We start from the raw sequence: 23,437 nt of genomic DNA on the forward strand, positions 1-23,437 counted from the left end.
GAATTAGAAAAGCCCGCTCAGGGAAACCTGAGCGGGCTTTTTGCTATGTTGCGTTTTGATGTGGTACTGGCTGGTAGTGTATCAGGCTGGCCAGAAGGGTCAGGCTTTGGTAGCAATGGAAGAGTTAACTCACTTTAACCGACAGGTCTTTGTGGTTTCGCATATTGTGATAAAGAGTTGTATTGCTTTCGGTATCTCCTTCAAGCGTGGAATATTGACTCAACGTGTCGCTGTCTGAATATATACTCGAAGAATATCCTGTAGCAGGACCGAGATCAGACTCAGAATTTTTTCGAAATTCGATAAAAGAAACTATATCATTGCTTGTTATGCTTTTTTCTAAGGTATTTATCTTTGGTTCTGGTTCATTGCTAACAGAAGGTTTAGTATTATTATTCATTCCTGATAATTCATCATATTCACGTTTTAACCTATCTGTATTCTCTTCAGTTGTAATTAATTTTATCTGAGGAGGCACATTACTAAGAATCGAAAAAATATCCTTCGCATTCAAATTAGCTTCATGAATATCTGTAAGATTAATTTCTCCTGATGGCATAAGAAGATCATTATCCCTGCTGAGCCCTAATTTTTCTCTGAGCATGATCGATGAACAGAGAGCAGTAAAATTGCTGTCAGGTACAAAACCCTCTGCTTTTTCGCTTCCTCTGGATACGATAATCTGCATTGCGTTATACCGGCTATCAGGCCTTAACGTAATATCCATTTTATTGAGATGTAGCTCTATTTTTTCCATATTTTGCAGTGAATCTGGCGTAACTTTTCTATCACGAAGTTCGGTTCTGAGTTGAGCTATCACTGACTTATAGACTTCCTCCTTTTCTCTTCTGACTCCGCCAAATGTAAAAATATCAACAACACGCTCCAGCATACTTTTTGGCCGGGTAACATCTTTCATATTCAATTCACTGCCGATGCCCATCGCATAGGCGCTAAGCCGGGAAGCTTCTTTGGTACTGATTAAAGAGGGAACTGACATAATTTCTCCTGAACTGCGTCTAAAAAACAGCCCTATAGTAAAAATGATCTCCTCTCTGCGCGCTCTCTAAATTCGCTCCTTACGGCCTGAAATTCACCGCTGGCTTCGCGCCACACGTACTGCTGTCCGGGCTGGAGTATGCCTGTGTTATCATGGGGTTTTTAATCAACGCTGTGAGAACCATGTCTGAGACCCCCGGTAAACGCAAAAACGATCCGGAAGGATTAAAGCGCCGTATCATTGCGGCTGCGCTCTCTGTTTTCGCCGAATATGGCCTGCCGGGCGCGCGCATGGAGCAGATTGCAGCGCTGGCGCAGACCACGAAACGCATGGTGGTTTATCACTTCACCAGCAAAGAAGCGCTCTACATTGAGGTGCTGGAGCAGGTGTATCGCGCCATGCGCGAGCATGAAACCAGCCTGCAGCTTGCCACACTCGAACCGGAACAGGCGATGATCAAACTGGTTGAGGCGAGCTTTGATTATCATGTGGCGCACCCGGACTTTATGCGGCTGGTCTGCAGCGAGAACCTGCTGCGCGGGCGCTATATCATGCAGTCTGAGCGGATCAAAACGCTTAACCGCAGCGCGCTCGATCTGCTTGAAGCGATACTGACGCGTGGCCAGCAGCAGGGGCTGTTTTACCGCGACCTTAACAGCGTGGATGTGCACCGCCTGATCAGCAGTATCTGCGTGCATCATGTGTCGAACCGCTACACCTTTCATACGCTGTTCACGCCTGACGACAGCGAAGCGGAAACCATCCGCCGCAACCGCCAGCTGGCTGTGGCGGCAACGCTGCGTTACATTCGCCAGGCCCCGTCGTCTGCGGGTTCGCTGTGATGGTCTACGCTTGATCTCATCAACGGGACCGTCACAGACCTGAGACTAAGGAACACTGAAGTGAACAAAGATGCCCTTCTCTATCCGTTACGCAACACCCAGGATACTGAACATGATACGGCCCTGTGGAACTGGGCGCAGAACTCTGTCGTGGGCCAGCGTCAGCAGCTGCATCAGCCGCAAACGGAAGCTGAGCTACAGCAGCTGCTGCGCGATACGCGCGGAAAAGTGCGTCTGGTCGGCAGCCGGCTGTCGCCAGGCCGGATGCTCTGCGTGCAGCCTGATGACCTGCTGCTCGACCTGAGCGCCTTTACCGGCGTGGTGGCTGAAGATGACAATTCCATCACTTTTGCAGCCGGTACGCTGCTGCAGGAAGTTTACGACACCTTAACCGCACGCGATCGCATGCTCGCCTCTTCGCCGGGCGTGATTGCCGTTCAGACGCTGGCCGGCGCGCTGGCGACCGGCACCCACGGTCAGGGTTTACAGCAGAGTTCACTGGCCGATGAAGCGCTGCGCATCCGTATGGTGCTGGCTGATGGCAGCGTACGCGAGTTTACGCGCGGTGAGCCCGAGTTTCCGGCAGCGCAGGTTGCACTGGGTTCGCTTGGCGTCGTGACGGCGGTTACGCTGCGCACCCAGCCGTTTCGCTTATTTACCTGCTACAAGTTTGCCGTCAGTGCCGATGGACTGGAGCAGGATCTGCTGAAGTGGAATAGCGACTATGAGCTGAGCAAAGCCTGGTGGTTTGTCGATGACAACCTGATGCACGTCTGGAACGCTGAACAGGCAAGCGATGAGGATACGCAGGCCTGGCACGCCAACGGACGTCAGGTGATTGAGCATGGCGATAACGCCGACAGCAGCCTGAACCATACGATCGATCAGACGCTGGCGCAAATGCACCGCGATACGCAAATCCACGGTAAAGGCGGTAAACAGTTCCGCACCGTCACCCGGTTCCGCGATTTCACCGATGTCAGCGGCGATATTTATCAGCTTTTTTGTCGCGGTATTGCGGTGCCGCAGATCAACGTAGAAATTGCCGTGCCGCTCGATAGAACGCCGCAGGTTATCAGCAAAATCAAAGCCTGGTACGCTGAGCATCAGCCGCATATGCACTATCCGATTATCCTGCGCTGCACCGGCGCCTCGGAGGGCTGGCTGAGCCCGTCACATCAGCAGCCCTCCTGCTTCTTTGGCTTTGTAGTCTACTACGCGGATGATGGCTCGCTGTCGCAGGAGGGCCTGCATTTTCTGACGGAGGTGGAGAAGCTGCTGGCTGCCGAAGGCGGACGTCCGCACTGGGGGAAATATTACGATCCGCAGCGCTATCAGTGGCGCGATATCTATCCACAGTGGGATGCGTTCCGCGCGGTGCGTGAGACGCTGGATCCTGCCCGTCGTTTCAGTAACGACTATACCACCGCGCTTTTTGACTGATGTTTGTACAGGGAGAGAGTATGTTCGCCTGGGTAACGCTGCTGACGCAGCCCGATTATGTTATTGGCGTGAAAGCGCTGCACCGTTCGCTTCAGCGCAGTGAAACCCGCTGGCCGCTGGTTGTGATGGTAACGGATGCAATCGATGCTGACACGCGCGCTGCGCTGCAGACTGCGGGCTGCGTGATCCATCCGGTCGCACCGCTGATGCCTGACAGCGCGCTGGAGCAGCACTACGCCTCGGCACAGTTTGGCGAGGTGTGGAGTAAACTACGCGCGTGGGAGCTGACCGACTATGAGCGCGTGGTCTTTCTGGATGCCGATATGCTGGTCCTGCAGAATATGGATGAGCTGTTTACGCTGGATATGGGTAAGTATGCGCTGGCCGCCTGCCACGCCTGCCGCTGTAATCCAAACCAGATTGCGAGCTATCCGGCCAGCTGGCAGCCGGAAAACTGTCACTATACCTGGCATGACCGGGGTGAAACGGCGCCCGCCACGCTTGATGCTTATCTCAATGGCGGTTTCCTGGTGCTGAAACCGGATAACGCTGTGTTCAGCTGGCTGCAGCAGAAAGTGCAGGAGATTGACGATCTTAAGCGCTATCCCTTCTCCGAGCAGGATCTGCTGAATGAGGTGTTTGCCGGACGCTGGCTGCCGCTCTCTTATATCTATAACGCGCTGAAGACGCTGCCATTTCAGCACAGCGCTATGTGGCAGCAGGATAAGGTTAAAAACCTGCACTATATCCTCGCCAAGCCGTGGAAGCGCGATCTCAATCAGCCAGAAGAAGAGCGCGACCGCTATTATGCGCTGGACAAGCTGTGGTGGGAGCGCGGTACCGCATAGCGGCGCCGGTTTTCATCGGCGGCCAGGGCGCCATGAATGGCGCCCCTACAATGATGGTGTACCGTAGGGGCCGCATTTATGCGGCCCTGGTTTTATACGCGGTCAGGGCGCCATGAATGGCGCCCCTGTAATGGCGGTAAGGGCCGCATTATTGCGGCCCTGATTTTACGCGGCCAGGGCGCCATGAATGATAATGCAACGTAGGGGCCGCATTTATGCGGCCCTGGTTTCAAACGGCCGGTTAACGCCAGCCGAGCGCCGGGGCGACGTGGGTGAGGATGCTGTCGATAACGTGCGCGCAGTAATCAACGCCGAGCTGATTTGGAATTGTCAGCAGCAGCGTATCTGCCTCTGCGATGCCTTCATCTTCTGCCAGCATCTTTATCAGGCGATCCGGCTCGGCTGCATAGCTGCGGCCGAAGATGGCGCGCGTCTTCTCATCCAGAAAACCGACTGAATCCTGATCCTGACCACCGCGGCCAAAATAGGCGCGATCGGTATCATTCATCAGCGCAAAAATACTGCGGCTCACCGACACGCGCGGCGTGCGCTGATGGCCTGCGGCAGCCCAGGCTGCACGGTAGGCACGGATCTGCTGCGCCTGCTGCACATGGAAGGGTTCGCCGGTTTCATCATCTTTCAGGGTAGAACTCTGCAGGTTCATCCCCTGCTCTGCGGCCCAGACGGCAGTGGCGTTTGAGCCGGAGCCCCACCAGATACGCTCGCGCAGCCCTTCAGAGAACGGCTCCAGGCGCAGCAGCCCTGGCGGGTTCGGGAACATCGGCTGCGGATTTGGCTTTGCAAACCCCTCACCGCGCAGCACGTCCAGCAGCGCCTCGGTATGCCGGCGTCCCATATCTGCATCGCTCTCGCCGGCGCGGGGATCAAAGCCAAAGTAGCGATAACCCTCAATCACCTGCTCCGGTGAACCGCGGCTCAGTCCGAGCTGCAGACGGCCGTTAGAGATCAGATCGGCTGCGCCCGCATCTTCTGCCATATAGAGCGGATTTTCATAACGCATATCGATAACGCCAGTCCCGATTTCAATGCGGCGGGTTTTCGCCCCCACCGCCGCCAGCAGCGGAAACGGCGAACTCAGCTGACGGGCAAAATGGTGGACGCGGAAGTAGGCGCCGTCGGCCCCCAGCTCTTCTGCCGCCACCGCAAGGTCGATAGACTGCAGCAGCACATCCTGCGCCGAACGGGTGGCAGAATGGGGTGACGGCGTCCAGTGACCAAATGAGAGAAAGCCAATTTTTTTCATGTTTCAGTGCTCCCCGCCGGCGACAGGACCGCCTGGCGTTACGTGTGCATAAATCGATAAACAAAGGGTACGCCAGCGCGGCAGGCAGTGATAGCCAATAGTTTTCGTGCGCATCTTCAACTTTTTTGTACAACCGCAGCCACCCTCTCGCTTATCAATCTCAGCTATCCTTAAACACTGATTTGCCGAACAGGCTGATGCACTCAGGGATGCCCTATGCACCTTATCTCTTTACCTATGTATGACATCGACAGCGCGACGACGGCGGCGACAACCAGCGCGCTGCTGAAACTGCTGGCAAAACGCGATGTGACAGCAGAGGTGGTCGCCCCGGACGATCTGCTTACCCACTGGCGCGACGACAATCTGCTGCTGAGCCAGACCTGCGGCTATGCGCTGGTCAGTCAGCTGCCGGAGGTACAGCTGGTTGGTACGATGCAGTCGTGCGCAGCGGGCTGCCAGGATCTGCGTTATCGCAGCTGGCTGGTGGTGCGCCAGGCGGAGAACGCCCGCATGCTGGAAGATTTTCGCGGACGCCGTGCCGTATGCAACAGCGCTGACTCACACTCCGGTTACAACGCCCTGCGCTATGCGATCGCACCGCTTGCAGAGAACGGTAAATTTTTTGCCGAAACGCACTTCAGCGGCAGCCATCAGCAGTCGCTGGCGGCGCTGCGCCGCAATGAAGCGGATATCGCCGCCATTGACTGCATTACCTGGGCGCTGCTGCAGAAGTATCAGCCGCAGGCGCTGGCCGATGTGACAATTATTGGCGAGACGCCGCTCTGCCCGGCCCTGCCGCTTATTACCTCTTCCCGCACCGATAGCCTGCTGCTGGAAAAACTGCGCAGCGCCTTATTTGAACTGGCCAACGTTGAGGATTTTAAACCGCTGATGCAGGCTAACCTGCTGGCCGGTTTCTCCGTGCCCCGCCGCAGCTACTATGATGAGGTGCTCGCGTGGGAGCAGCAGGCGGCAGCCATGGGCGTTACCCGGCTCTGAACAACGCGGGAACAGGTGACTAACGGGAAAATTTGTTACACTCGCCGCAGTCAATTCAGGAGAATGTAATGACCGCGCGCTCTGTAACGCTGGATGATGTCGCCCGCCTGGCCGGCGTCTCTTATCAAACGGTTTCCCGGGTACTGAACCATTCGTCGCAGGTCTCGGCACGCACGCGCGCCCGGGTAGAGGCGGCGATGGCAGAACTCAGCTACGTACCCAACCGGGTGGCGCAGCAGCTGGCGGGAAAGGCAACGCGCACGCTGGGACTGGCCACCAGCGATCTGGCGCTGATGGCGCCGGCGCAGATCGCCTCTGCGATTCAGCAGCGGGCCGCGGCGGCGGGATATCACCTGGTGATCGCCATGGCTAACGCGCAGAGCGCCGCATCCGATACGGTCAATGAGCTGCTGGCGCAGCGCGTTGATGCCCTGCTGATTAACCTGCCGCTGGATGCCGCACAGGCGGCGCAGATTCAGCAGCAGTGCGGCAGTAAACCCGCCCTGTTTCTTGATGTCGAAACCTGCGCGCCGGTGCCGCAGTGTCAGTATCAGAGTAGCTGCGGGGCGCGGCAGGCTGTGGATCATCTGGTGGCGCTGGGGCATCGTGAAATTGGCGTGCTGAACGGTCCGGCGCGCTCAGCCTCTGCCCGCGCACGTTTTGCGGACTGGCAGCGGGCGCTGGCACAGCATCAGCTGCAGCCTTATTGTGTTCTGGAGGGTGACTGGAGCGCGGCGTCCGGCTATCAGGCACTGCTCACCCTGCTGCCGGATCGGCTGCCGCAGGCGCTGTTGGTGGCTAACGATCAGATGGCGCTGGGTGCGATGCGCGCGCTACACCAGCACGGCGTGGCGATCCCGGCGGATATCTCGCTGATTGGTTACGATGACACCGCAGAGAGCGCCTGGTATCAGCCACCGCTGACCACCATCCGGCAGGATCTGCAGCAGCTTGGGCGTATCAGCGTGGACCGGATCCTGGCGCAGCTGGCCGGAGAGACGCTGCCTGCGCCGTTGCTCGAGACCGGGCTGATTCTGCGCGAAACCACGGCCGCTCCGCAGCAGGATGGCCTGGATAACAGCGAAATTGCCCGCCAGCTGCAGGTCCTGGCGCAGGCATTAAAAAGGTCGCCATAATGGCGACCTCGTCACAGTGAAACCTTACTGCCGCACTTAGTGTCCTTTCGGCTCACCCATGCTTTTCAGTTTTTTCGACAGGTCGCGACGCTCTTTCGACAGATCGGCGTTTTTAATGATGTACTCATCCACGCGATCTTCATAGTCCACGCGCATAGAGGCGATAATCTCCTGGATCGCCTCCACGCTCATGCCGGGTTTGATATATTCACTCAGGTTATCCAGCAGCAACACACGTTTCTGGTTATCACGGATTTTCTTTTCGTTATCGTGAATTTCGCGCTGCAGTTTGTTTTTACGACGAAACATACGCACAAACTCCAGCACGTCCTGAAATGATTGCTTGGCATTTTCCATGTTGGCACCTTTCTTAAGGCCTGCAGCAGCAGGCGGAATAGTCATATAACGTCAAGAGTTGTAGCTTAGCGGCTGTTGAGCCGGGTTAGCAATTCTCACAGCAAATTTCAGACTGGCTCTTATCTTAGCGCAAAGAAAGGGCGATTCGCACTAAGTGGTTGCCGGAGAAAACTATTTACGCAGCGCCAGCCGGACCAGATCGGTCATGCGCTCCAGCTGCCGCGCCTGCTCCAGGCTCAGCCAGACGTAGCCGTAAATCGCCGTGGTTTCAAGCTGCGCGCTGCCGCTGGCGATCAGCGCCTCCAGCTCCTGCACTATCTCCTCCAGGGCGTGGCTGTTTGCGATAACCTGTTCCGTCTCGCCTTTTTGCAGCAGCAGCGCCAGCGCGTTCAGCGTCTCTTCAGTCATCTGCTGGGTACGCCGCAGCGCAGGTGCACTGAGCAGCAGCAGATGACTCTCGCGTGAGGCCCACCAGGCTTCAATCTGCATCTGCATGGTATTGACCATGTTACGGTTGATGGTCTGGATCGCTTCAAACACCGATTTTGGAATACGCGTCTCTTTACTGGCGGGCTCAAGCAGCGCGCGCATTCTGATCACGCTGCTGAGCAGCTTCTGAAAGCGCGTATTGAGACGCGGCTTCTCGACCAGATTAGGGGAAAAGCCGGCGTGATGGATCTTTGCCATGCTGACAAACGCATCTGAAAGCTGTATACGCCAGTGGATATAGGCGCGCTGCGCCCAGATGGCACTGAACAGCAGCGCCATCAGCGAGCCTAAAATCACATCGCCGCCGCGCCACAGCGCCACGGTGAAATCACCGGCTGGCGCCCCTACTACCACGCCGAGCGTGATGCCAATCAGCAGCGCCATGTAGGGATGTTTGCCCAGCGTCAGATAGCCACAGACAATCATTACCGCAAAGCACCAGACCAGCATCAGCGGCAGCGAGATCAGCTCCAGCTTCAGCGCAATCAGTCCGGAAATCAGCCCGGCAAAGGTTCCGCTGATGCGCTGAATCACGCGCGGCAGCACGTTTCCCCAGGTTGAGATAGGTCCCATTACCACCACCAGCGTAATCAGTGGCCAGGTACCTTCGGGAATATTTGTCAGCCTGACAAACAGAAAGCAGAGCACAAAGGCGATTGCGATACGCACGCCGTGTACGGCGCGGTAGTGGCGGTAGAACCAGAATTCAATCGACGAGACAGGCTTGTCAGCGCGTAACATGGTGATCCGGAAACGGGAAAAATTTGCGCGCTATGTTACCCTGGCATGGCAGCTGGCTTCAGCCCCTGCCGCCGCTTTTTCCCGCTTTTTTTCTATCCGTACGTATCAGGTAACCGTGGCGTTACATTCTGCTTTCAATAAAGAAACGCAGCGATAACGCCACGGTTAAACCTGTCAGAGTTTACGCTTCACGTAGTCGCTGATACGGGTAAGAATGCCCGCCTCTTCAACCGTCTGCAGCGCATAGAGCGGATAGCTCGCCAGCTGTTTGTCTTTATCCAGTACCTGAATCTCACCAATCTGCTCGCCCGCTTTCAGCGGCGCGGTAAGATCTTTGCGATCGATAACATATTTCGCCATCACGTTAGCCACTTCGCTGCGCGGCAGAGACAGATAGATATCCTGCGTGGTGCCTACCTCGACTTTATGCGGATTGCCGTACCAGACGTTTTCGTTGCCGATCTTCTTACCGGCATGGAACAGCTGCACGGTATCGAAGTTGCTCTGCCCCCACGTCAGCAGCTTGCGCGCCTGCTCTTCGCGTCCTTTGGAACTTTTGCCGCCCATGATCACCGCAATCAGCCGGTGACGCCCTTCAACACTGGAGGCAACGATATTGAACCCGGCGCTCTCGGTATGCCCGGTTTTCATGCCGTCGACATGCAGATGCTGATCCCACAGCAGGCCGTTACGGTTGTTCTGCGTAATGCCGTTGTAGCTCAGGGTCTTTTCGCTGTACATGGCGTAAAAGTCCTGCTCGCCATTAATAATGGCGCGCGACAGCACCGCCAGATCGCGCGCTGTGGTGTGCTGGCCCGGCGCATCGAGGCCGTGCACGGTTTCAAAATGGGTATGCGTCAGACCGAGCTTCTGTACATAGTGGTTCATCATGGTGACAAAACTTTCCTGGCTGCCGGCGACATAGTCTGCCAGCGCCACGCAGGCGTCGTTGCCGGAGTCGATAATGACCCCGCGCATCAGATCGCGTACCGTGACTTTATCGCCTGGCTTGAGGAACATCAGCGAAGAGCCTTTAAACACCGGATTTCCGGCCGCCCAGGCATCTTTGCCTACGGTGACAACATCATCCCGGGTAATTTTCCCCTGATCGACGGCGCGATCAACCACATAGCCGGTCATCAGTTTAGTCAGGCTGGCGGGATTACGCTCCGCATCCGGATTGCCGGCAGTGAGGATCTGCCCGGTGGTAGCGTCCATTAATACCCATGATGCGGCATCAATACCCGGCGCCGTCACGGGAAACGCCAGGCTGTCATCCGCCTGCGCTATTGATGCCACAAACACTAATCCAGAAAGAGTTACCCACACACGCCTTTTCAACACATCGTCCTCAGTTTAAAAATGAATTTACCGCCGCACGTTGTACGGCAAATAGCGCTTTGATATCTGAATAAATTGAAAAAAAGTATGTCCCGTACAGAAAAAACTCAGGTCCGCCCGCAGTACAGCGGATGAGGGTTGTACTGACTGAAACGCCCGACTATTCTGTGGGTTGATTTTTCAATCCAGGATAACGCCGTGCCCGCCTCTGAGTTCACCTTTCTGTTCCATGATTATGAAACCTTCGGGAAGAGCCCGTCGCTGGATCGTCCGGCCCAGTTTGCCGGCCTGCGCACCGATGCCGACTTTAACCCGATGGGTGAACCGCAGGTGTTCTACTGTCAGCCTGCAGATGACTATCTGCCGCAGCCGGAAGCGGTGATGATCACTGGCATTACGCCGCAGGTTGCGCGCGCGCGCGGCGTTACGGAAGCGGAGTTTGCTGCACGTATCCACGCGCTGTTTACCCAGCCCAATACCTGCGTGATCGGCTATAACAACGTGCGCTTTGACGACGAAGTCACGCGCAACATCTTCTACCGCAACTTTTTTGATCCCTACGGCTGGAGCTGGCAGAACGGCAATTCGCGCTGGGATCTGCTGGATGTGATGCGCGCCTGCTATGCGCTGCGCCCGGAAGGGATTGTCTGGCCGGAAAATGATGAGGGCTTTCCCAGCTTTAAGCTGGAGCATCTCACGCAAGCCAACGGCGTGGCGCACGAACAGGCGCACGATGCGATGTCGGATGTATGGGCGACGCTGGCGATGGCAAAACTGGTCAAAGAGAAGCAGCCAAAGCTGTATGCATTTCTGTTTGCGCATCGTAATAAGCAGAAGCTGATGACCCTGATTGATATTCCGCAGATGAAGCCGCTGGTTCACGTCTCCGGTATGTTTGGCGCCGCGCGGGGCAATACCAGCTGGATCGTGCCGCTGGCGTGGCATCCTGATAATAAAAATGCGCTGATTGTGGCGGACCTGGCGGGTGATATGACGCCGCTGCTGGAACTGGAGCCGGACGCGCTGCGCGAGCGCCTCTATACGCGGCAGAGCGAACTGGGCGATGCGGCTCCGGTGCCGATCAAGCTGGTGCACATCAATAAGTGCCCGGTGCTGGCCCCGGCCAGTACGCTGCGCCCGGAGGATGCGGAGCGGCTCGGGATCGATCGCCAGCACTGTCTGGCGAACCTCGCCCTGCTGCGCCAGCACGTCGACGTACGCGAAAAAGTGGTGACGCTGTTTGCTGAAGCGGAGCCGTTTACGCCGTCGGAGGATGTTGATGCGCAGCTCTATGACGGCTTCTTCAGCGATGCCGATCGCGCCGGCATGAATATTCTGCGTCAGACGGCGCCGCAGAACCTGCCCGCGCTGGATCTTACGTTTAACGACGCGCGCGTCAATCCGCTGCTGTTCCGCTACCGGGCGCGTAATTTCCCCGGCACCCTCGACGATCGCGAGCAGCAGCGCTGGCTGCAGCATCGCCGCGAAGCGTTAAATCCAGAGCGGGTACAGGCGTTTCTTCTGGAGCTGGAGTCGCTCGCCAGCCTGCACGAAGAGGATGCGGATAAGATGGCGCAGCTGAAAGCGCTCTATCACTACGCTCAGGCGCTGGTCTCCTGAGGAGAGGCGCTGCGGCGGCAGGGTGTTGCCTGCCGCCGCAGGCCCGTATCAGGCCGCACAGGCTCAGAACCGGTAACTGATGCTTATCGCTGCCGCCGTATCTGACCAGCCTTTGTCGCCCACCTGCTGTCCGATGGTGCCTTTTACGCCAAAGCCGCCGCCCAGCGCCCCGTCTATTCCCACGCGCGCCTCCGCGATGTTGCGGCTGCCGCTCTGCGAAACGCTGACCCCATCCATCTGCACCGCATACTCGCGCGTGTTGTGGATCCAGTTCACCTCCGCGAACAGCCCGAACTGGCGTCCGGTGTTATCGTCCAGCTGCGAGTGACCTTTCATGAACGCCTTCATTCCCAGACTGCTGCTTATGTTATCCTGGCCTGAACCCTGCACCAGCGTACCGTTGCGCTCGGTATGATCATCCGCCTTAATTCCTGACCAGCTCACCCGCGCCTGCGGCTGCAGAAAGAATGCCGTGCGCGCTTCTTCGCCTAGCGGGATCACGTAGCCGGTGGAGAGTGAGGCGCTCAGCCCTGCTGACCGGTATGATTCGCCCGCCTCATCTTCGCCATTTACGCTGTTGTTAAACCGGCTGTACTGCAGCGTGCTGTCTGCCCACAGGCCCTTTTCGTCCGTGCCCTGCGCGAACCAGGTCCCGTAAAGGCCGGTAGTGTACCCGTTAACCTGCCCCCGGGCCCGGTAGCCGGTGATGGTTGATGCGGTGTTGCTTTTGCTGTTGCCGTAGCCCGCCATCAGACCAAAACGCGCCGTTTCCGTCGCCGCCACATCACCGCCCAGCATCGTCACGCTGCTGTTAGCGCGGGTTGAAAGCTGTCCGCCGCCCGCGTTCAGGCGGTTATGATCGCCCGATGTGCGCAGCCACAGCGAAGTATGCTTCTCTTCCCCCGTGACCGGATCAAGGTACCAGGTGCCCTGGCGGTCGTTCATGCGTGTGTCGAACAGCGTCGAAGCCGTGGCCAGGTTTGCCGCATAGGCGCCCCCCTCCGGACGCAGCACCATGACGCCTTTGCCGCTGCCGTCGCTACCGCTGCTGCCCCCGCTGCCACTGCCGTTATCACCACCGCTGTTATCACCGCTGCCGCCATCACCATCACCGCCACCATTATCGCCACCGCTGCCGTTGCCCTCTTCTTCATCCGGAATAATGGGAAGCCCGGTTTCAAGATCCGTACGGTTGGTGAGATACCAGTCCCGGTTCCCGCGCACCAGACGGTAGTCGTAGGCGCCCGCCACGATGCGGCCCTCTTGCGTAAAGGCGCTGCTGTCCGCGCTGCCCTCTACCTCAATCAACGTAATACCGTTCAGCGTCTCTGCGCCGCTACCGCCCAGATTATTCACCCGGACCCGGGTAGTGCCGGTTACATCACCGGTCACGACCAGCCGATCTGAAGTGGCGCTGTCGTCGCCCAGTTCAGTACCAAACAGCAGCAGGCCGTTATAGCCGGTGTAGTTGCCGTTTACGGTCAGCACCGCACCGGCGCTGCTCCCGGCAAGGTTGATGGTACCGGCGTTGATGATGTCGCCCAGCGTCCGGCTAAAGCCGTTAAGGTCAATAAGACCGGTGCTGTTGTTTGTCAGGGTGTCAGTGTGAAGCTGCGTACCGCTGCCGGTAATCAGCACGGTGCCGTCGTTAACGAAAGTGCCTGACGTAAAGCCAGCACCCTCTTCAAGCTGCAGGATGCCGGCGTTGTCATACTGGCCGGAGAGACGCATGCTGCTGCCTGCGCCACTCAGCAGCATAGTGCCGCCGTTCGTCACGCGCCGGGTGGTAACTGCTGCGCCGCCAGTGACGCTGAAGTCAGCATTGCTGGTCAGCCCGTCTGCGAGCGTGAGCGTGGTCCCGGTATCTCTGAGCATGACCCGGCCATTATTAGTCAGCGCAGCTGCAGTGATTTTTGCGCCGGATGCCGCCTCAACAGCGCCCACATTTGTAAACGGTCCGGTAATATTAAGCGTTGTATTCTCGCCAGCCACTGACAGCCGTCCGCTGCCTGTATATCCTGCATTCATATTCACAACGGTTGGTGATGCTGAACCGCTTACGATGACGGTGCCGTCGTTGGTTACCTGCCCCAGATCCTGGCTTAGGCCATTCAGGTCCAGCGTACCTGTGCCTGACAGGCGATAGCGGGAGTTTCTGCTTAAGGCGTTGGCCGCTCCCGCGCGCAGCACTCCGCCGGTTACAGAGGTGGTGCCTGAATAGCTGTTCTGATTAGCCAAAGTAGTGGTGCCGGATAACACGGCGACATCCCCGTTGCCTGTGAGAGCATGGGTAAAAACATAATCTGAACCGGTGTGATCAAATACCACGCCTGCACGCGATGATGACGTTGAAGCCAGGGCAATTGAACGGGTTAAACGGGTATTGATCACGCCTGGCCCATTTATTCCATTTGTGGCATCACCAATCTGGAGGGTTGCCGGGGCTGAGCCTGAGCCTCCGGTTAAGCTGAAGGTATTTGCCGTCAGAGTGCCGCCTCCGGCAAGCAGCAGGCGCCCCCCGGTCTGAACCATATTGCCCGTCAGATCGGCTAATCCACCGTTCAGAACCTGCAGGTTGGTTCCAGTGGCAATCAGGTCAGCCACCTGCAGAGTTGAGTTCGCGCCGTTGACGCTTATTAAACTCCCGTTCGCTATTATATTTTTTGGAGGGGCATTACTACTGGTCCCCGCCCGTATATCGAGCAGACCGCCATTGTCTATATTAATAGTACTGTTTGTTAACCGCTGGTCATCCACGAGTATGCTTGAATGCATCCTCAGGTATGAACCTTTACCAGAAACGTTAATTGTGCTGCCGTCACTGATTAAACCGTTTATTTGCGCAACATTGCCTGTTGCACCATCCAGTATATTGAGCACCGATCCCTTATCTAATGAATAATTATTATCGAAATTATACAAGTTAAAGTGTGAACCGCTGCCTCTGGCCGTCACGGTGCCATAGATCTCACTTCGCTGTAGATAGAGACGGCCGCCATTGCTCACCAGCACTGAACCTGCGCCCGGCGCGCTGCTGTCACCGAGGCTCATGTCAAAAGAAGTGAGATGAGTAGTCGCGCCAGTCAGCAAAAACGTGCCAAACCGGCCTACTCTGATAATGTCTGAAAGGCTGGAAAACGATCCATCAGAGAGGGTTGCCGTTCCCGTGGCTAAAATACCAATATTGCCTGAACAGCCTCCCGATGGCTGACAGGTGAGAGATGAATCGCCTGAGTTAGAAACCTGAGCCCGGGAGACAGGCACGCTGCAGAGAGCAGCCCCGAGGATGAATTGACAGCCTGTCGCTGTAACGAGCCTGAGAAGCGCCATTTAATATTCCTTTTAAAAGGACACAGAGAGTAATATTGATAATTATTCAATCCTGCTAAATAAAGCACAATCAATTTAGTCAAAAAATAAAGCAACTTTACATAAGTCAGCTTATGAATTAGCAGAAGCACGCGGGCAGATATTCTTATTGATATTTTTTTATCTTATTAAGTTGTGAATAAAATAAAAAACTGTGATTTATTCGCGAAAAGGTGTTAGCAGACTTCATTACGCGGCTCAGTGGCTTAATAAAGCTGTGTGGCGTGTTATCGACGATGTAGCAGTGAGCGTTAGGTTTCACCATCGCCCGGCCCGCCGGGATAGTGGCGTCATTATGCTGCTGCTGAGGGACGAGTAATGATGAACAAAGAGTTGGAAGCACAGAGAGGAAACGGCAGGCGCAGGTAACGGATATCAGGAGGCAGGTACTGCAGAGAGCAGACCGGGTGCGCATCGCTGCGCACCCGGTCACGAACATCACACTTCTTCGCTGAACTGCGGGACCGGATTACGGAAAGTACGGGTTACGAACGCCAGGTAGATGATACCAATTGCGCCCCATACCAGACCCAGCACCATGGAAGTCTCTTCGAGATTGATCCAGAGTGCACCCACCGTCAGCGCGCCCATCACAGGCAGCACCAGATAGTTGAGATGGTCTTTCAGCGTCTTGTTACGCTTCTCACGGATCCAGAACTGCGCGATCACAGAGAGGTTAACAAAGGTAAACGCGACCAGCGCACCAAAGTTGATCAGCGCCGTAGCGGTCACCAGATCAAAGTTGATAGCCAGCAGTGCCACCGCGCCGACCAGCAGTACGTTCAGTGACGGCGTGCGATATTTTGGATGCACGAAGCCAAAGATACGCTGCGGGAAGACGCCATCGCGGCCCATCACGTACATCAGACGTGAAACGCCTGCGTGTGCTGCCATGCCTGACGCCAGCACGGTCACCACGGAGAAGATCAGGATCCCGATCTGCAGCGCTTTACCGGCCACAAACAGCATGATTTCAGGCTGTGACGAGTCCGGATTCTGGAAACGCGAGATATCCGGGAAGTAGAGCTGCAGGAAGTAGGAGACCGCGATAAAGATCACACCACCAATCAGCGCCGTCAGGAAAATGGCGCGCGGAATGGTGCGTTCAGCATCTTTGGTCTCTTCCGACAGCGAGCTGATGCCGTCAAAGCCGAGGAACGAGAAGCAGAGAATCGTCGCACCGGTGATCATCGGCACCACCTGAGCATGCTCAGACCAGAACGGCTTCGTGCTCACCAGCGTACCGGAGCCAATACCGTGCGCCACACCGTAAACCACCATACCGGTGATCACGGCCATGACTACAACCTGCAGCACCACGATGACGCTGTTAAAGTTGGCCACGGTTTTGATACCACGCAGGTTGGAGATGGTCATAAAGGCCACCAGCAGCACAACGAAAATCCACGACGGAATGCCCGGCACCAGCGACTCAAAGTAGCTTTTTGCCAGCAGGATGTTGATCATCGGCATGAACAGATAGTCCAGCAGCGATGACCAGCCCACCATAAAGCCGACGTGCGGACTGATGGCTTTCTGAGCGTAGGTATAAGCGGAGCCCGCAGATGGGAAGCGGCGTACCAGCTTACCGTAACTCACAGCCGTAAACAGAATCGCAATCAGGGCGAAAGCATAGGCGGTGGCGACGTGGCCGTCGGTTAAACCTGACACAATGCCGAAGGTATCAAACAGGGTCATTGGCTGCATATACGCCAGGCCCATCATGACGACCGGAAGCAGGGTCAGAGTTTTTTTCAGATGTGCACGCTGAGGTGCGGCAGAGGTATTAAGCGACATTGTTCAGACCCCCTACAGCAGCAACTGATGTCAGTTGTACCACAGGGATACTGCGCAACGTGCTGCAGTGAGAAGTGATATTAGTGTTTGCGATTGTCGCCGCGCCGTAATCATCACGAAAGCGAGAACCAGCCAGTGCTGGTGCAATTGTAAACAGTCCCATCTTTGTTCCTCAAATCTCACGCAGAAGCGTGTTTCGGTGTCTATCTATCCGGATACGTGTCCGGCCTCGGTTATGTATGTATTAAAAACATTATGCAAAAAAATAACCGACGCTCAATGCGTCGGCTATGTTCTGTCTTTTGCAGGGGGCATATTTTGCCCCAACTTATACCATCGACACAAGACGTTAACGCAATTCTTCTGTACGTCAGGCGTTCTTTAGCATCCAGTCAATCTCTGTAGCGGTAATCAATCGCTCAAACTCGCGCAGCTCACACTGCTTGCAGCTATGCCACACGCGGCTGAAACGCTCTCCCAGCAGCTTCTGCAGCGGGTAGCTGCTCTCAAACTCATAGAGTGCGTCGCTCTGGCGAATCGGCAGTGCCAGCCCTTCCGCCGCATGTCCGTTTCCGGTCACCGCATGAGGTAAAGGTAGCTGATTATCCAGACCGTGCAAAATACCGGCAAGAATTGTTGACACGACCAGATAGGGATTTGCATCCGCACCCGCTACACGATACTCCACGCGATGGTTCTCTTTGTCGCCGCACGGAATGCGCAGCGCCACGGTGCGATTGTTATGTCCCCACGACGCCTGCAGCGGCACAAACGACTCTGGCGAGAAGCGCCGGTAAGCATTGACGTTGGGCGCCAGCAGCGCCATTGACGCCGGCATCAGGTCAATCATGCCCGCCAGCGCGCGCTTCAGCAGCGGCGAGTTGCTGCCATCATCGAGAGAGAAAGCGTTATGATCCGCCGCGTCGAGCATGCTGATATGTACGTGCATACCGCTGCCGGCATACTCTTCATAGGGCTTCGCCATAAACGTGGCGGTCATACCGTGATTTTCCGCTACCTGTCGCACCAGCCGCTTCAGCAGAACCGCGTCATCACACGCTTTGAGAATATCCTGCGTGTGATGCAGATTGATCTCAAACTGCCCCGGCGAGGCTTCTGCCAGTGCCCCATCGGCCGGGATCCCCTGCCGCTGCGCCAGCGCGTCGATATCGCGCAGCACGTCAGCAAAATGGTCGAGATTATCCACGGAGTAAACCTGACAGTGCATGTTGCGCTCTGCGCTGCCCGGCGAGCACGGTGGCTGAATAAAGCCGCCGGCGTCACGTTGCTTATCAACCAGATAGAACTCCAGCTCTACCGCTACCACCGGAAACAGCCCGCGATTGCGCAGCTGCTGCCACAGCCGGTTCAGCACGTTTCGGGGTTCAACGTCAAAGGGAGTGCCATCTTGGTTGCACATCGTCAGCAGCAGCTGGGCAATGCGTTGCGGATCGGAAGCAGAAGGGATAAGCGTGCCAGGAACAGGAATACAGAGGTTGTCGGGTTCGCCAAGTGCCTGTCCGAGACCGGCTTCCTCAACGGTGTTGCCGAGAATATCCATGGCAAAAACAGAGGCGGGAAAGTAACACCCTTTTTCCAGCTTTGGCAGCGCGGCAACCGGAATGCGCTTACCGCGAAAAACACCATTTAAATCATTTAACAGGATATCGACATACTGCGTTTCGGGATGGCGTTCCAGCCAGGTTTTCACCTCCAGCTGGAACGCGCTTGTTCGCTTCTCTTCACTGTGCCGCGTGAAATCTTCTACTTCCACGATATTCGTCATATACCACCCGCCAGTTACCGTTAATGAGGTTTGCGCGATGCTTTAATTCCGAACTACAGCTCTAACATAGCGCCAACACAAATAGTGTGCAAATGTAACAATCTGGTTTGCAGTTCGGCGCGGGCAGATTAGATTGAGAATAACAGGCTCGCTTAAACGCCTGCCTGAATTTGCCGGCAGAGCGTCAGCACTCTCAGCGTGGTAACCCGATGATAACAGATGCTGTAAAACCGCTGATCGGAATAGTGATGTGCCAGAACATGGCCGGTCCCCACCCCGCTCAGACGCTGCACAATAAATATCCGGATGCGGTGGTCGCGGCCGGTGGCGTACCGCTGCCGCTGCCGCATCAGCTGCTGCAGGCACCAAAGCTGCTGGCGCAAAGCATGGCGCTGCTGGACGGCCTGCTGCTGCCCGGCAGCCCCAGCAATATTGAACCCTGGCACTATGGCGAAGCGGGCAGTGAAGCGCACAGCGATCCGGGGCGCGATCGCCTGGCCTTTGCGGCCATTACCTGGGCCACCAGCCGGCAGATGCCGCTGCTGGGTATCTGTCGTGGCCTGCAGGAGCTGGTGGTCGCCAATGGCGGCGCGCTCTATCGTCAGCTGCATCAGGTTGACGGGTTTCAGGATCACCGTGAAGACCCCGCCCGGCCGCTGTCGCAACAGTACGCTGCGGCGCATCTGGTCACGCCGGAACCGGGCGGGCTGCTGAGTCAGCTGCCTGACTGCCAGGCCCCCTTCGCCGTTAACTCACTGCATGCGCAGGGCGTACGCACGCCGGGTCCGCAGCTGCGCATAGAAGCACGCGCCGCAGATGGCGTGATTGAGGCGGTGAGCCTGCGTCATCACCCTTTTGCGCTGGCGGTACAGTGGCATCCGGAGTGGCAGTCTGAGCAGAACCCGGTTTCACGCCAGCTGTTTGCTGCTTTTATTCAGGCCGCCAGCGATTATCACCAGGCACGACCCTGAGGAGGATGTGATGCACCATGTGGAGAGCTATTACGCAGCCAGCGCTAATCCGCACGCCCCCTGGCCTGCGCTGCAGGAGAGTATTCAGTGCGACGTCTGTATTATCGGCGGCGGCTTTACCGGTCTCTCCTCGGCGCTGTTTCTGACCGAAGCGGGCTACGACGTGGTCGTGCTGGAGGCGGCCACCATCGGCTTTGGTGCCAGCGGACGTAACGGCGGTCAGGTGGTTAATTCCTATAGCCGCGACGTGGATGTGATCGAGCAGCGCTACGGTAAAGATACCGCCGCGATGCTCGGCAGCATGATGTTTGAGGGTGCCGATATTATCCGCGACCGTATCGATCGCTACGCCATCAGCTGCGACTACCGGCCGGGCGGTATTTTCGCTGCCCTCAACCCGCGGCAGATGGGCCACCTGCATCGTCAGCAGGCGAGCTGGGCGCGCTACGGCAATCAGAGCCTGGAGCTGCTGGATGAGCGCGGCATCCGGCGGGAAATCGCTACCGATCGCTATGTCGGCGGTCTGCTGGATAAGCGCGGTGCGCATCTGCATCCGCTGAACCTGGCGCTGGGAGAAGCGGAGGCGATCCGCCGCCACGGCGGGCGTATTTATGAACACTCCGCCGCCCTCGCCGTGCACTACGGCGCACCGCACCGCATTACCACCGCGCACGGGGAGGTGCATGCTACCTTTGTGATCTTTGCCGGCAACGCCTATCTGCCGGCGCAGCTGGAGCCGCGCCTGAGCCGCAAAAGCATGCCGTGCGGCTCGCAGATTGTGACCACTGAACCGCTGAGCCGCGACCAGGCGCTCGGGCTGCTGCCTAACAACTACTGCGTGGAAGATTGTAACTATCTGCTCGATTACTTTCGTCTTACCGCGGATAACCGTCTGCTGTATGGCGGAGGCGTGGTATATGGCGCGCGCGAACCAGCTGACATTGACGCTCTGATCCTGCCCAAGCTGCAGCGCACATTTCCGCAGCTGCGCAATATCAAAATCAGCCACCGCTGGAGCGGTAATTTTCTGCTGACGCTGTCGCGGATGCCGCAGTTTGGTCAGCTGGAGCGGAACGCCTATTTTATGCAGGGCGACAGCGGCCATGGCGTAACCTGCACGCATCTCGCCGGCAGGCTGATTGCCGAGGTGCTGCGCGGTCAGGCGGAGCGGTTTGATGCCTTTGCCCGGCTGCCGCATCTGCCATTCCCTGGCGGACGCCGGTTTAAAGTTCCTCTGACGGCAATGGGCGCCGTATGGTATGCGCTGCGCGATCGGCTGGGCGTCTGAGCCGCAGCGGGAGACGCAGATCTCCCGCCGGGTTTATGCCAGCGGCATGCGTGCCGGATCGGGGTAGCGATACTCAAAGCCGAGCTCATCGCAGATTTTTGTGCCATCAATCAGTTTGCCGGTCGGGCGGCCGGACTGCGCACTGAACGTGGGCGGCACCAGGCCCAGCTTCTTTGTCACGTCAGGATAAAACGTATCCCGCGACGGATGATGCGGCGCGCAGAGGTTGTAGGTGTGCCCGCCTTTTGGCCGCTGCAGCAGCAGCATAATCGCCTCTACCACATCATCCAGATGCACCAGGTTCACGCCGTGACTGCCCTGTTCCAGCCCGGTTTTCCCGGCCAGAAAGCGACCAGGATGGCGATCCGGCCCCACCAGACCGGCGAGCCGCAGAATATCCACGCTGGTGCCCGGCAGGCCGTGCAGCCAGTGCTCCAGCTCGACCAGTGTTTTGCCGGCGACTGTCTCCGGCTGGAGCGCGCTCTGCTCTTTCATGATCCCCTCACCTGCGCCGTAGACCGAGGTGGAGCTGGTGAAAATAATGCGCGGCACCCGGCTTGCCAGCGCCGTGTCCACCACGTTTTGTACCGCCTGCATATAGGCGTCAGCCCCCTGCACGGTGCGGCTGGCCGGCAGCGTAACCACCAGCGCATCCACCTGCATCAGCGCCTCAAGTTCGTCAGCATCACACTCAATTTCCGGCGTCAGTTTCAGCTGATACGCCTCAATGCCGCAGCGCCGCGCGGCTTCAACGCCATCCGGCGTGGTTTTTGTGCCGGTCACTTCCCAGCCCCGCGCCGTCAGCGCCATTGCCAGCGGCATCCCCAGCCAGCCCAGACCCGTAATCGCGACTCGTTTCATCTCTGCTCCTGCTGTTGCGCGCCATCGTTATCTCATCTTAGAGCGGCGCCGCCCGGCAAACCAGCGCAAAGTGTTGCGGAAGGTTCCGTAAACTGACGTTAAAAAAGGGTTGCCAAGCCGCGCCATCTTCGCTAGGTTAATCAGCACGCAAATGAATACTCATTCAGCAACGGAATTTATTATGACACGCGTTCAGTTCAACCATCATCACCACCATCACCCTGACTAGTCTTTCAGGCGATGTGTGCTGGGAGACGTTCAGGATCTTCCAGTGGTGCGAGCGCAAAGAGAGCCCCCGGAAGATCATCTTCCGGGGGTTTTTTTTATGGGCGAACGCAAACGTAACACGTTCAGACAGGATCAAATAAGAGGACAGGAACCATGTTAGATAACACCCGTTTACGCATAGCTATGCAGAAATCTGGCCGTTTAAGTGATGAATCACGCGAACTGCTGGCGCGCTGCGGCATCAAAATCAACCTTCAGCAGCAGCGTCTGATTGCGTTTGCGGAGAACATGCCTATCGATATCCTGCGCGTGCGCGATGACGATATTCCCGGTCTGGTGATGGATGGCGTGGTCGATCTCGGCATTGTCGGTGAGAACGTGCTGGAAGAGGAGCTGCTGACCCGCCGCTCACAGGGTGAGGATCCGCGCTACTTTACGCTGCGTCGTCTGGATTTCGGCGGCTGCCGCCTGTCGCTGGCGATGCCGGTAGATGCCGACTACACCGGTCCGCAGTGCCTGAACAACGCCCGTATCGCCACCTCCTATCCACATCTGCTGAAACAGTATCTCGACAAACAGGGTATCCCGTTTAAATCCTGCCTGCTGAATGGTTCAGTAGAAGTCGCGCCGCGCGCAGGCCTGGCTGATGCGATCTGCGATCTGGTCTCTACCGGCGCCACGCTGGAGGCCAACGGCCTGCGTGAGGTCGAGGTGATCTACCGCTCCAAAGCGGTACTGATCCAGCGCGACGGCGAGCTGCCGGCTGCCAAGCAGGCGCTGGTCGACACCATGATGACGCGCATCCAGGGCGTGATCAAAGCGCGCGAATCAAAATATATCATGCTGCACGCGCCGAGCGAGCGGCTGGAAGAGGTTATCGCCCTGCTGCCTGGCGCCGAGCGCCCTACCGTGCTGCCGCTGGCGGGCGAAGTGAGCCGCGTGGCGATGCACATGGTCAGCAGCGAGACGCTGTTCTGGGAAACCATGGAAAAACTGAAAGCGCTGGGCGCCAGCTCGATCCTGGTGCTGCCGATTGAAAAAATGCTGGAGTAAC

The 23,437-nt window shown here is 57.1% G+C and carries 19 protein-coding genes and 1 other annotated feature; of the genes, 10 read left to right on the forward strand and 9 right to left on the reverse strand.

The window, feature by feature from the left end:
- Positions 1-124: 124 nt before the first annotated feature.
- Positions 125-1,000, reverse strand: coding sequence for a hypothetical protein (locus DBY66_RS07260; RefSeq protein ID WP_108569554.1), 876 nt, complete (start codon positions 998-1,000; stop codon positions 125-127).
- A 182-nt stretch (positions 1,001-1,182) separates the two neighbouring features.
- On the opposite strand from DBY66_RS07260, the gene DBY66_RS07265 reads away from it, so the two are divergent.
- From DBY66_RS07265 to DBY66_RS07275, 3 genes are read left to right on the forward strand one after another with little or no spacing between them, the layout of a single operon-like run.
- On the forward strand, positions 1,183-1,842 hold the full coding sequence (locus tag DBY66_RS07265) for a TetR family transcriptional regulator (RefSeq protein WP_104085360.1): 660 nt from the start codon (positions 1,183-1,185) through the stop codon (positions 1,840-1,842).
- 60 nt (positions 1,843-1,902) lie between these two features.
- On the forward strand, positions 1,903-3,285 hold the full coding sequence (locus tag DBY66_RS07270) for a D-arabinono-1,4-lactone oxidase (protein ID WP_094112142.1): 1,383 nt from the start codon (positions 1,903-1,905) through the stop codon (positions 3,283-3,285).
- Between the two features lie 20 nt (positions 3,286-3,305).
- Positions 3,306-4,133, forward strand: a complete 828-nt coding sequence (locus DBY66_RS07275) for a glycosyltransferase family 8 protein (protein ID WP_108569553.1) — start codon at positions 3,306-3,308, stop codon at positions 4,131-4,133.
- A 241-nt stretch (positions 4,134-4,374) separates the two neighbouring features.
- Here DBY66_RS07275 and DBY66_RS07280 read toward each other — a convergent pair whose 3' ends face one another.
- On the reverse strand, positions 4,375-5,397 hold the full coding sequence (locus DBY66_RS07280) for an LLM class flavin-dependent oxidoreductase (protein WP_039385272.1): 1,023 nt from the start codon (positions 5,395-5,397) through the stop codon (positions 4,375-4,377).
- A gap of 216 nt (positions 5,398-5,613) precedes the next feature.
- On the opposite strand from DBY66_RS07280, the gene DBY66_RS07285 reads away from it, so the two are divergent.
- A complete protein-coding gene (locus tag DBY66_RS07285; RefSeq protein WP_039385276.1) occupies positions 5,614-6,399 on the forward strand; it encodes a PhnD/SsuA/transferrin family substrate-binding protein in 786 nt (261 codons plus the stop codon).
- Positions 6,400-6,467: 68 nt separating this feature from the next.
- Positions 6,468-7,535, forward strand: a complete 1,068-nt coding sequence (locus DBY66_RS07290) for a LacI family DNA-binding transcriptional regulator (RefSeq protein ID WP_039385279.1) — start codon at positions 6,468-6,470, stop codon at positions 7,533-7,535.
- Positions 7,536-7,571: 36 nt separating this feature from the next.
- Here DBY66_RS07290 and DBY66_RS07295 read toward each other — a convergent pair whose 3' ends face one another.
- From DBY66_RS07295 to dacD, 3 genes are all read right to left on the reverse strand, one after another.
- The gene (locus tag DBY66_RS07295; protein WP_039385998.1) at positions 7,572-7,892 is read right to left on the reverse strand and encodes a DUF496 family protein; all 321 of its coding nucleotides are present in this window, start codon (positions 7,890-7,892) and stop codon (positions 7,572-7,574) included.
- A gap of 171 nt (positions 7,893-8,063) precedes the next feature.
- Positions 8,064-9,122, reverse strand: a complete 1,059-nt coding sequence (locus DBY66_RS07300; protein WP_039385281.1) for an FUSC family protein — start codon at positions 9,120-9,122, stop codon at positions 8,064-8,066.
- Between the two features lie 174 nt (positions 9,123-9,296).
- Positions 9,297-10,463: a serine-type D-Ala-D-Ala carboxypeptidase DacD gene (dacD, locus tag DBY66_RS07305; protein ID WP_175540440.1), complete on the reverse strand. Its 1,167-nt coding sequence runs from the start codon at positions 10,461-10,463 to the stop codon at positions 9,297-9,299.
- A gap of 198 nt (positions 10,464-10,661) precedes the next feature.
- Here dacD and sbcB point away from each other — a divergent pair, with 198 nt between their 5' ends.
- Positions 10,662-12,083, forward strand: coding sequence for an exodeoxyribonuclease I (sbcB, locus tag DBY66_RS07310; RefSeq protein WP_108569552.1), 1,422 nt, complete (start codon positions 10,662-10,664; stop codon positions 12,081-12,083).
- A 63-nt stretch (positions 12,084-12,146) separates the two neighbouring features.
- Here sbcB and DBY66_RS07315 read toward each other — a convergent pair whose 3' ends face one another.
- From DBY66_RS07315 to DBY66_RS07325, 3 genes are all read right to left on the reverse strand, one after another.
- On the reverse strand, positions 12,147-14,687 hold the full coding sequence (locus tag DBY66_RS07315; RefSeq protein ID WP_158531830.1) for an autotransporter outer membrane beta-barrel domain-containing protein: 2,541 nt from the start codon (positions 14,685-14,687) through the stop codon (positions 12,147-12,149).
- 1,203 nt (positions 14,688-15,890) lie between these two features.
- Positions 15,891-17,249, reverse strand: a complete 1,359-nt coding sequence (locus tag DBY66_RS07320) for an APC family permease (RefSeq protein WP_104085170.1) — start codon at positions 17,247-17,249, stop codon at positions 15,891-15,893.
- A gap of 370 nt (positions 17,250-17,619) precedes the next feature.
- Positions 17,620-19,035, reverse strand: a complete 1,416-nt coding sequence (locus DBY66_RS07325) for a glutamine synthetase family protein (RefSeq protein ID WP_039385294.1) — start codon at positions 19,033-19,035, stop codon at positions 17,620-17,622.
- Positions 19,036-19,244: 209 nt separating this feature from the next.
- Here DBY66_RS07325 and puuD point away from each other — a divergent pair, with 209 nt between their 5' ends.
- Together puuD and DBY66_RS07335 are read left to right on the forward strand one after the other, a co-directional pair.
- Positions 19,245-20,006, forward strand: a complete 762-nt coding sequence (gene puuD, locus DBY66_RS07330) for a gamma-glutamyl-gamma-aminobutyrate hydrolase (protein WP_108569609.1) — start codon at positions 19,245-19,247, stop codon at positions 20,004-20,006.
- Positions 20,007-20,016: 10 nt separating this feature from the next.
- A complete protein-coding gene (locus DBY66_RS07335; protein ID WP_108569550.1) occupies positions 20,017-21,294 on the forward strand; it encodes an FAD-binding oxidoreductase in 1,278 nt (425 codons plus the stop codon).
- 33 nt (positions 21,295-21,327) lie between these two features.
- Here DBY66_RS07335 and DBY66_RS07340 read toward each other — a convergent pair whose 3' ends face one another.
- Positions 21,328-22,155, reverse strand: a complete 828-nt coding sequence (locus DBY66_RS07340) for an SDR family oxidoreductase (RefSeq protein ID WP_039385302.1) — start codon at positions 22,153-22,155, stop codon at positions 21,328-21,330.
- A gap of 181 nt (positions 22,156-22,336) precedes the next feature.
- Here DBY66_RS07340 and hisL point away from each other — a divergent pair, with 181 nt between their 5' ends.
- Positions 22,337-22,384, forward strand: a complete 48-nt coding sequence (gene hisL / locus DBY66_RS07345; protein WP_100396937.1) for a his operon leader peptide — start codon at positions 22,337-22,339, stop codon at positions 22,382-22,384.
- Positions 22,360-22,481, forward strand: a sequence feature (His leader region). Its footprint overlaps the gene before it by 25 nt.
- 55 nt (positions 22,482-22,536) lie before the next feature.
- On the forward strand, positions 22,537-23,436 hold the full coding sequence (gene hisG, locus DBY66_RS07350; RefSeq protein WP_039385304.1) for an ATP phosphoribosyltransferase: 900 nt from the start codon (positions 22,537-22,539) through the stop codon (positions 23,434-23,436).
- Position 23,437 lies beyond the last annotated feature (1 nt).

It is taken from the genome of Pantoea sp. RIT413 (assembly GCF_003057675.2).
Classification (GTDB): Bacteria; Pseudomonadota; Gammaproteobacteria; order Enterobacterales; family Enterobacteriaceae; genus Pantoea; species Pantoea eucrina.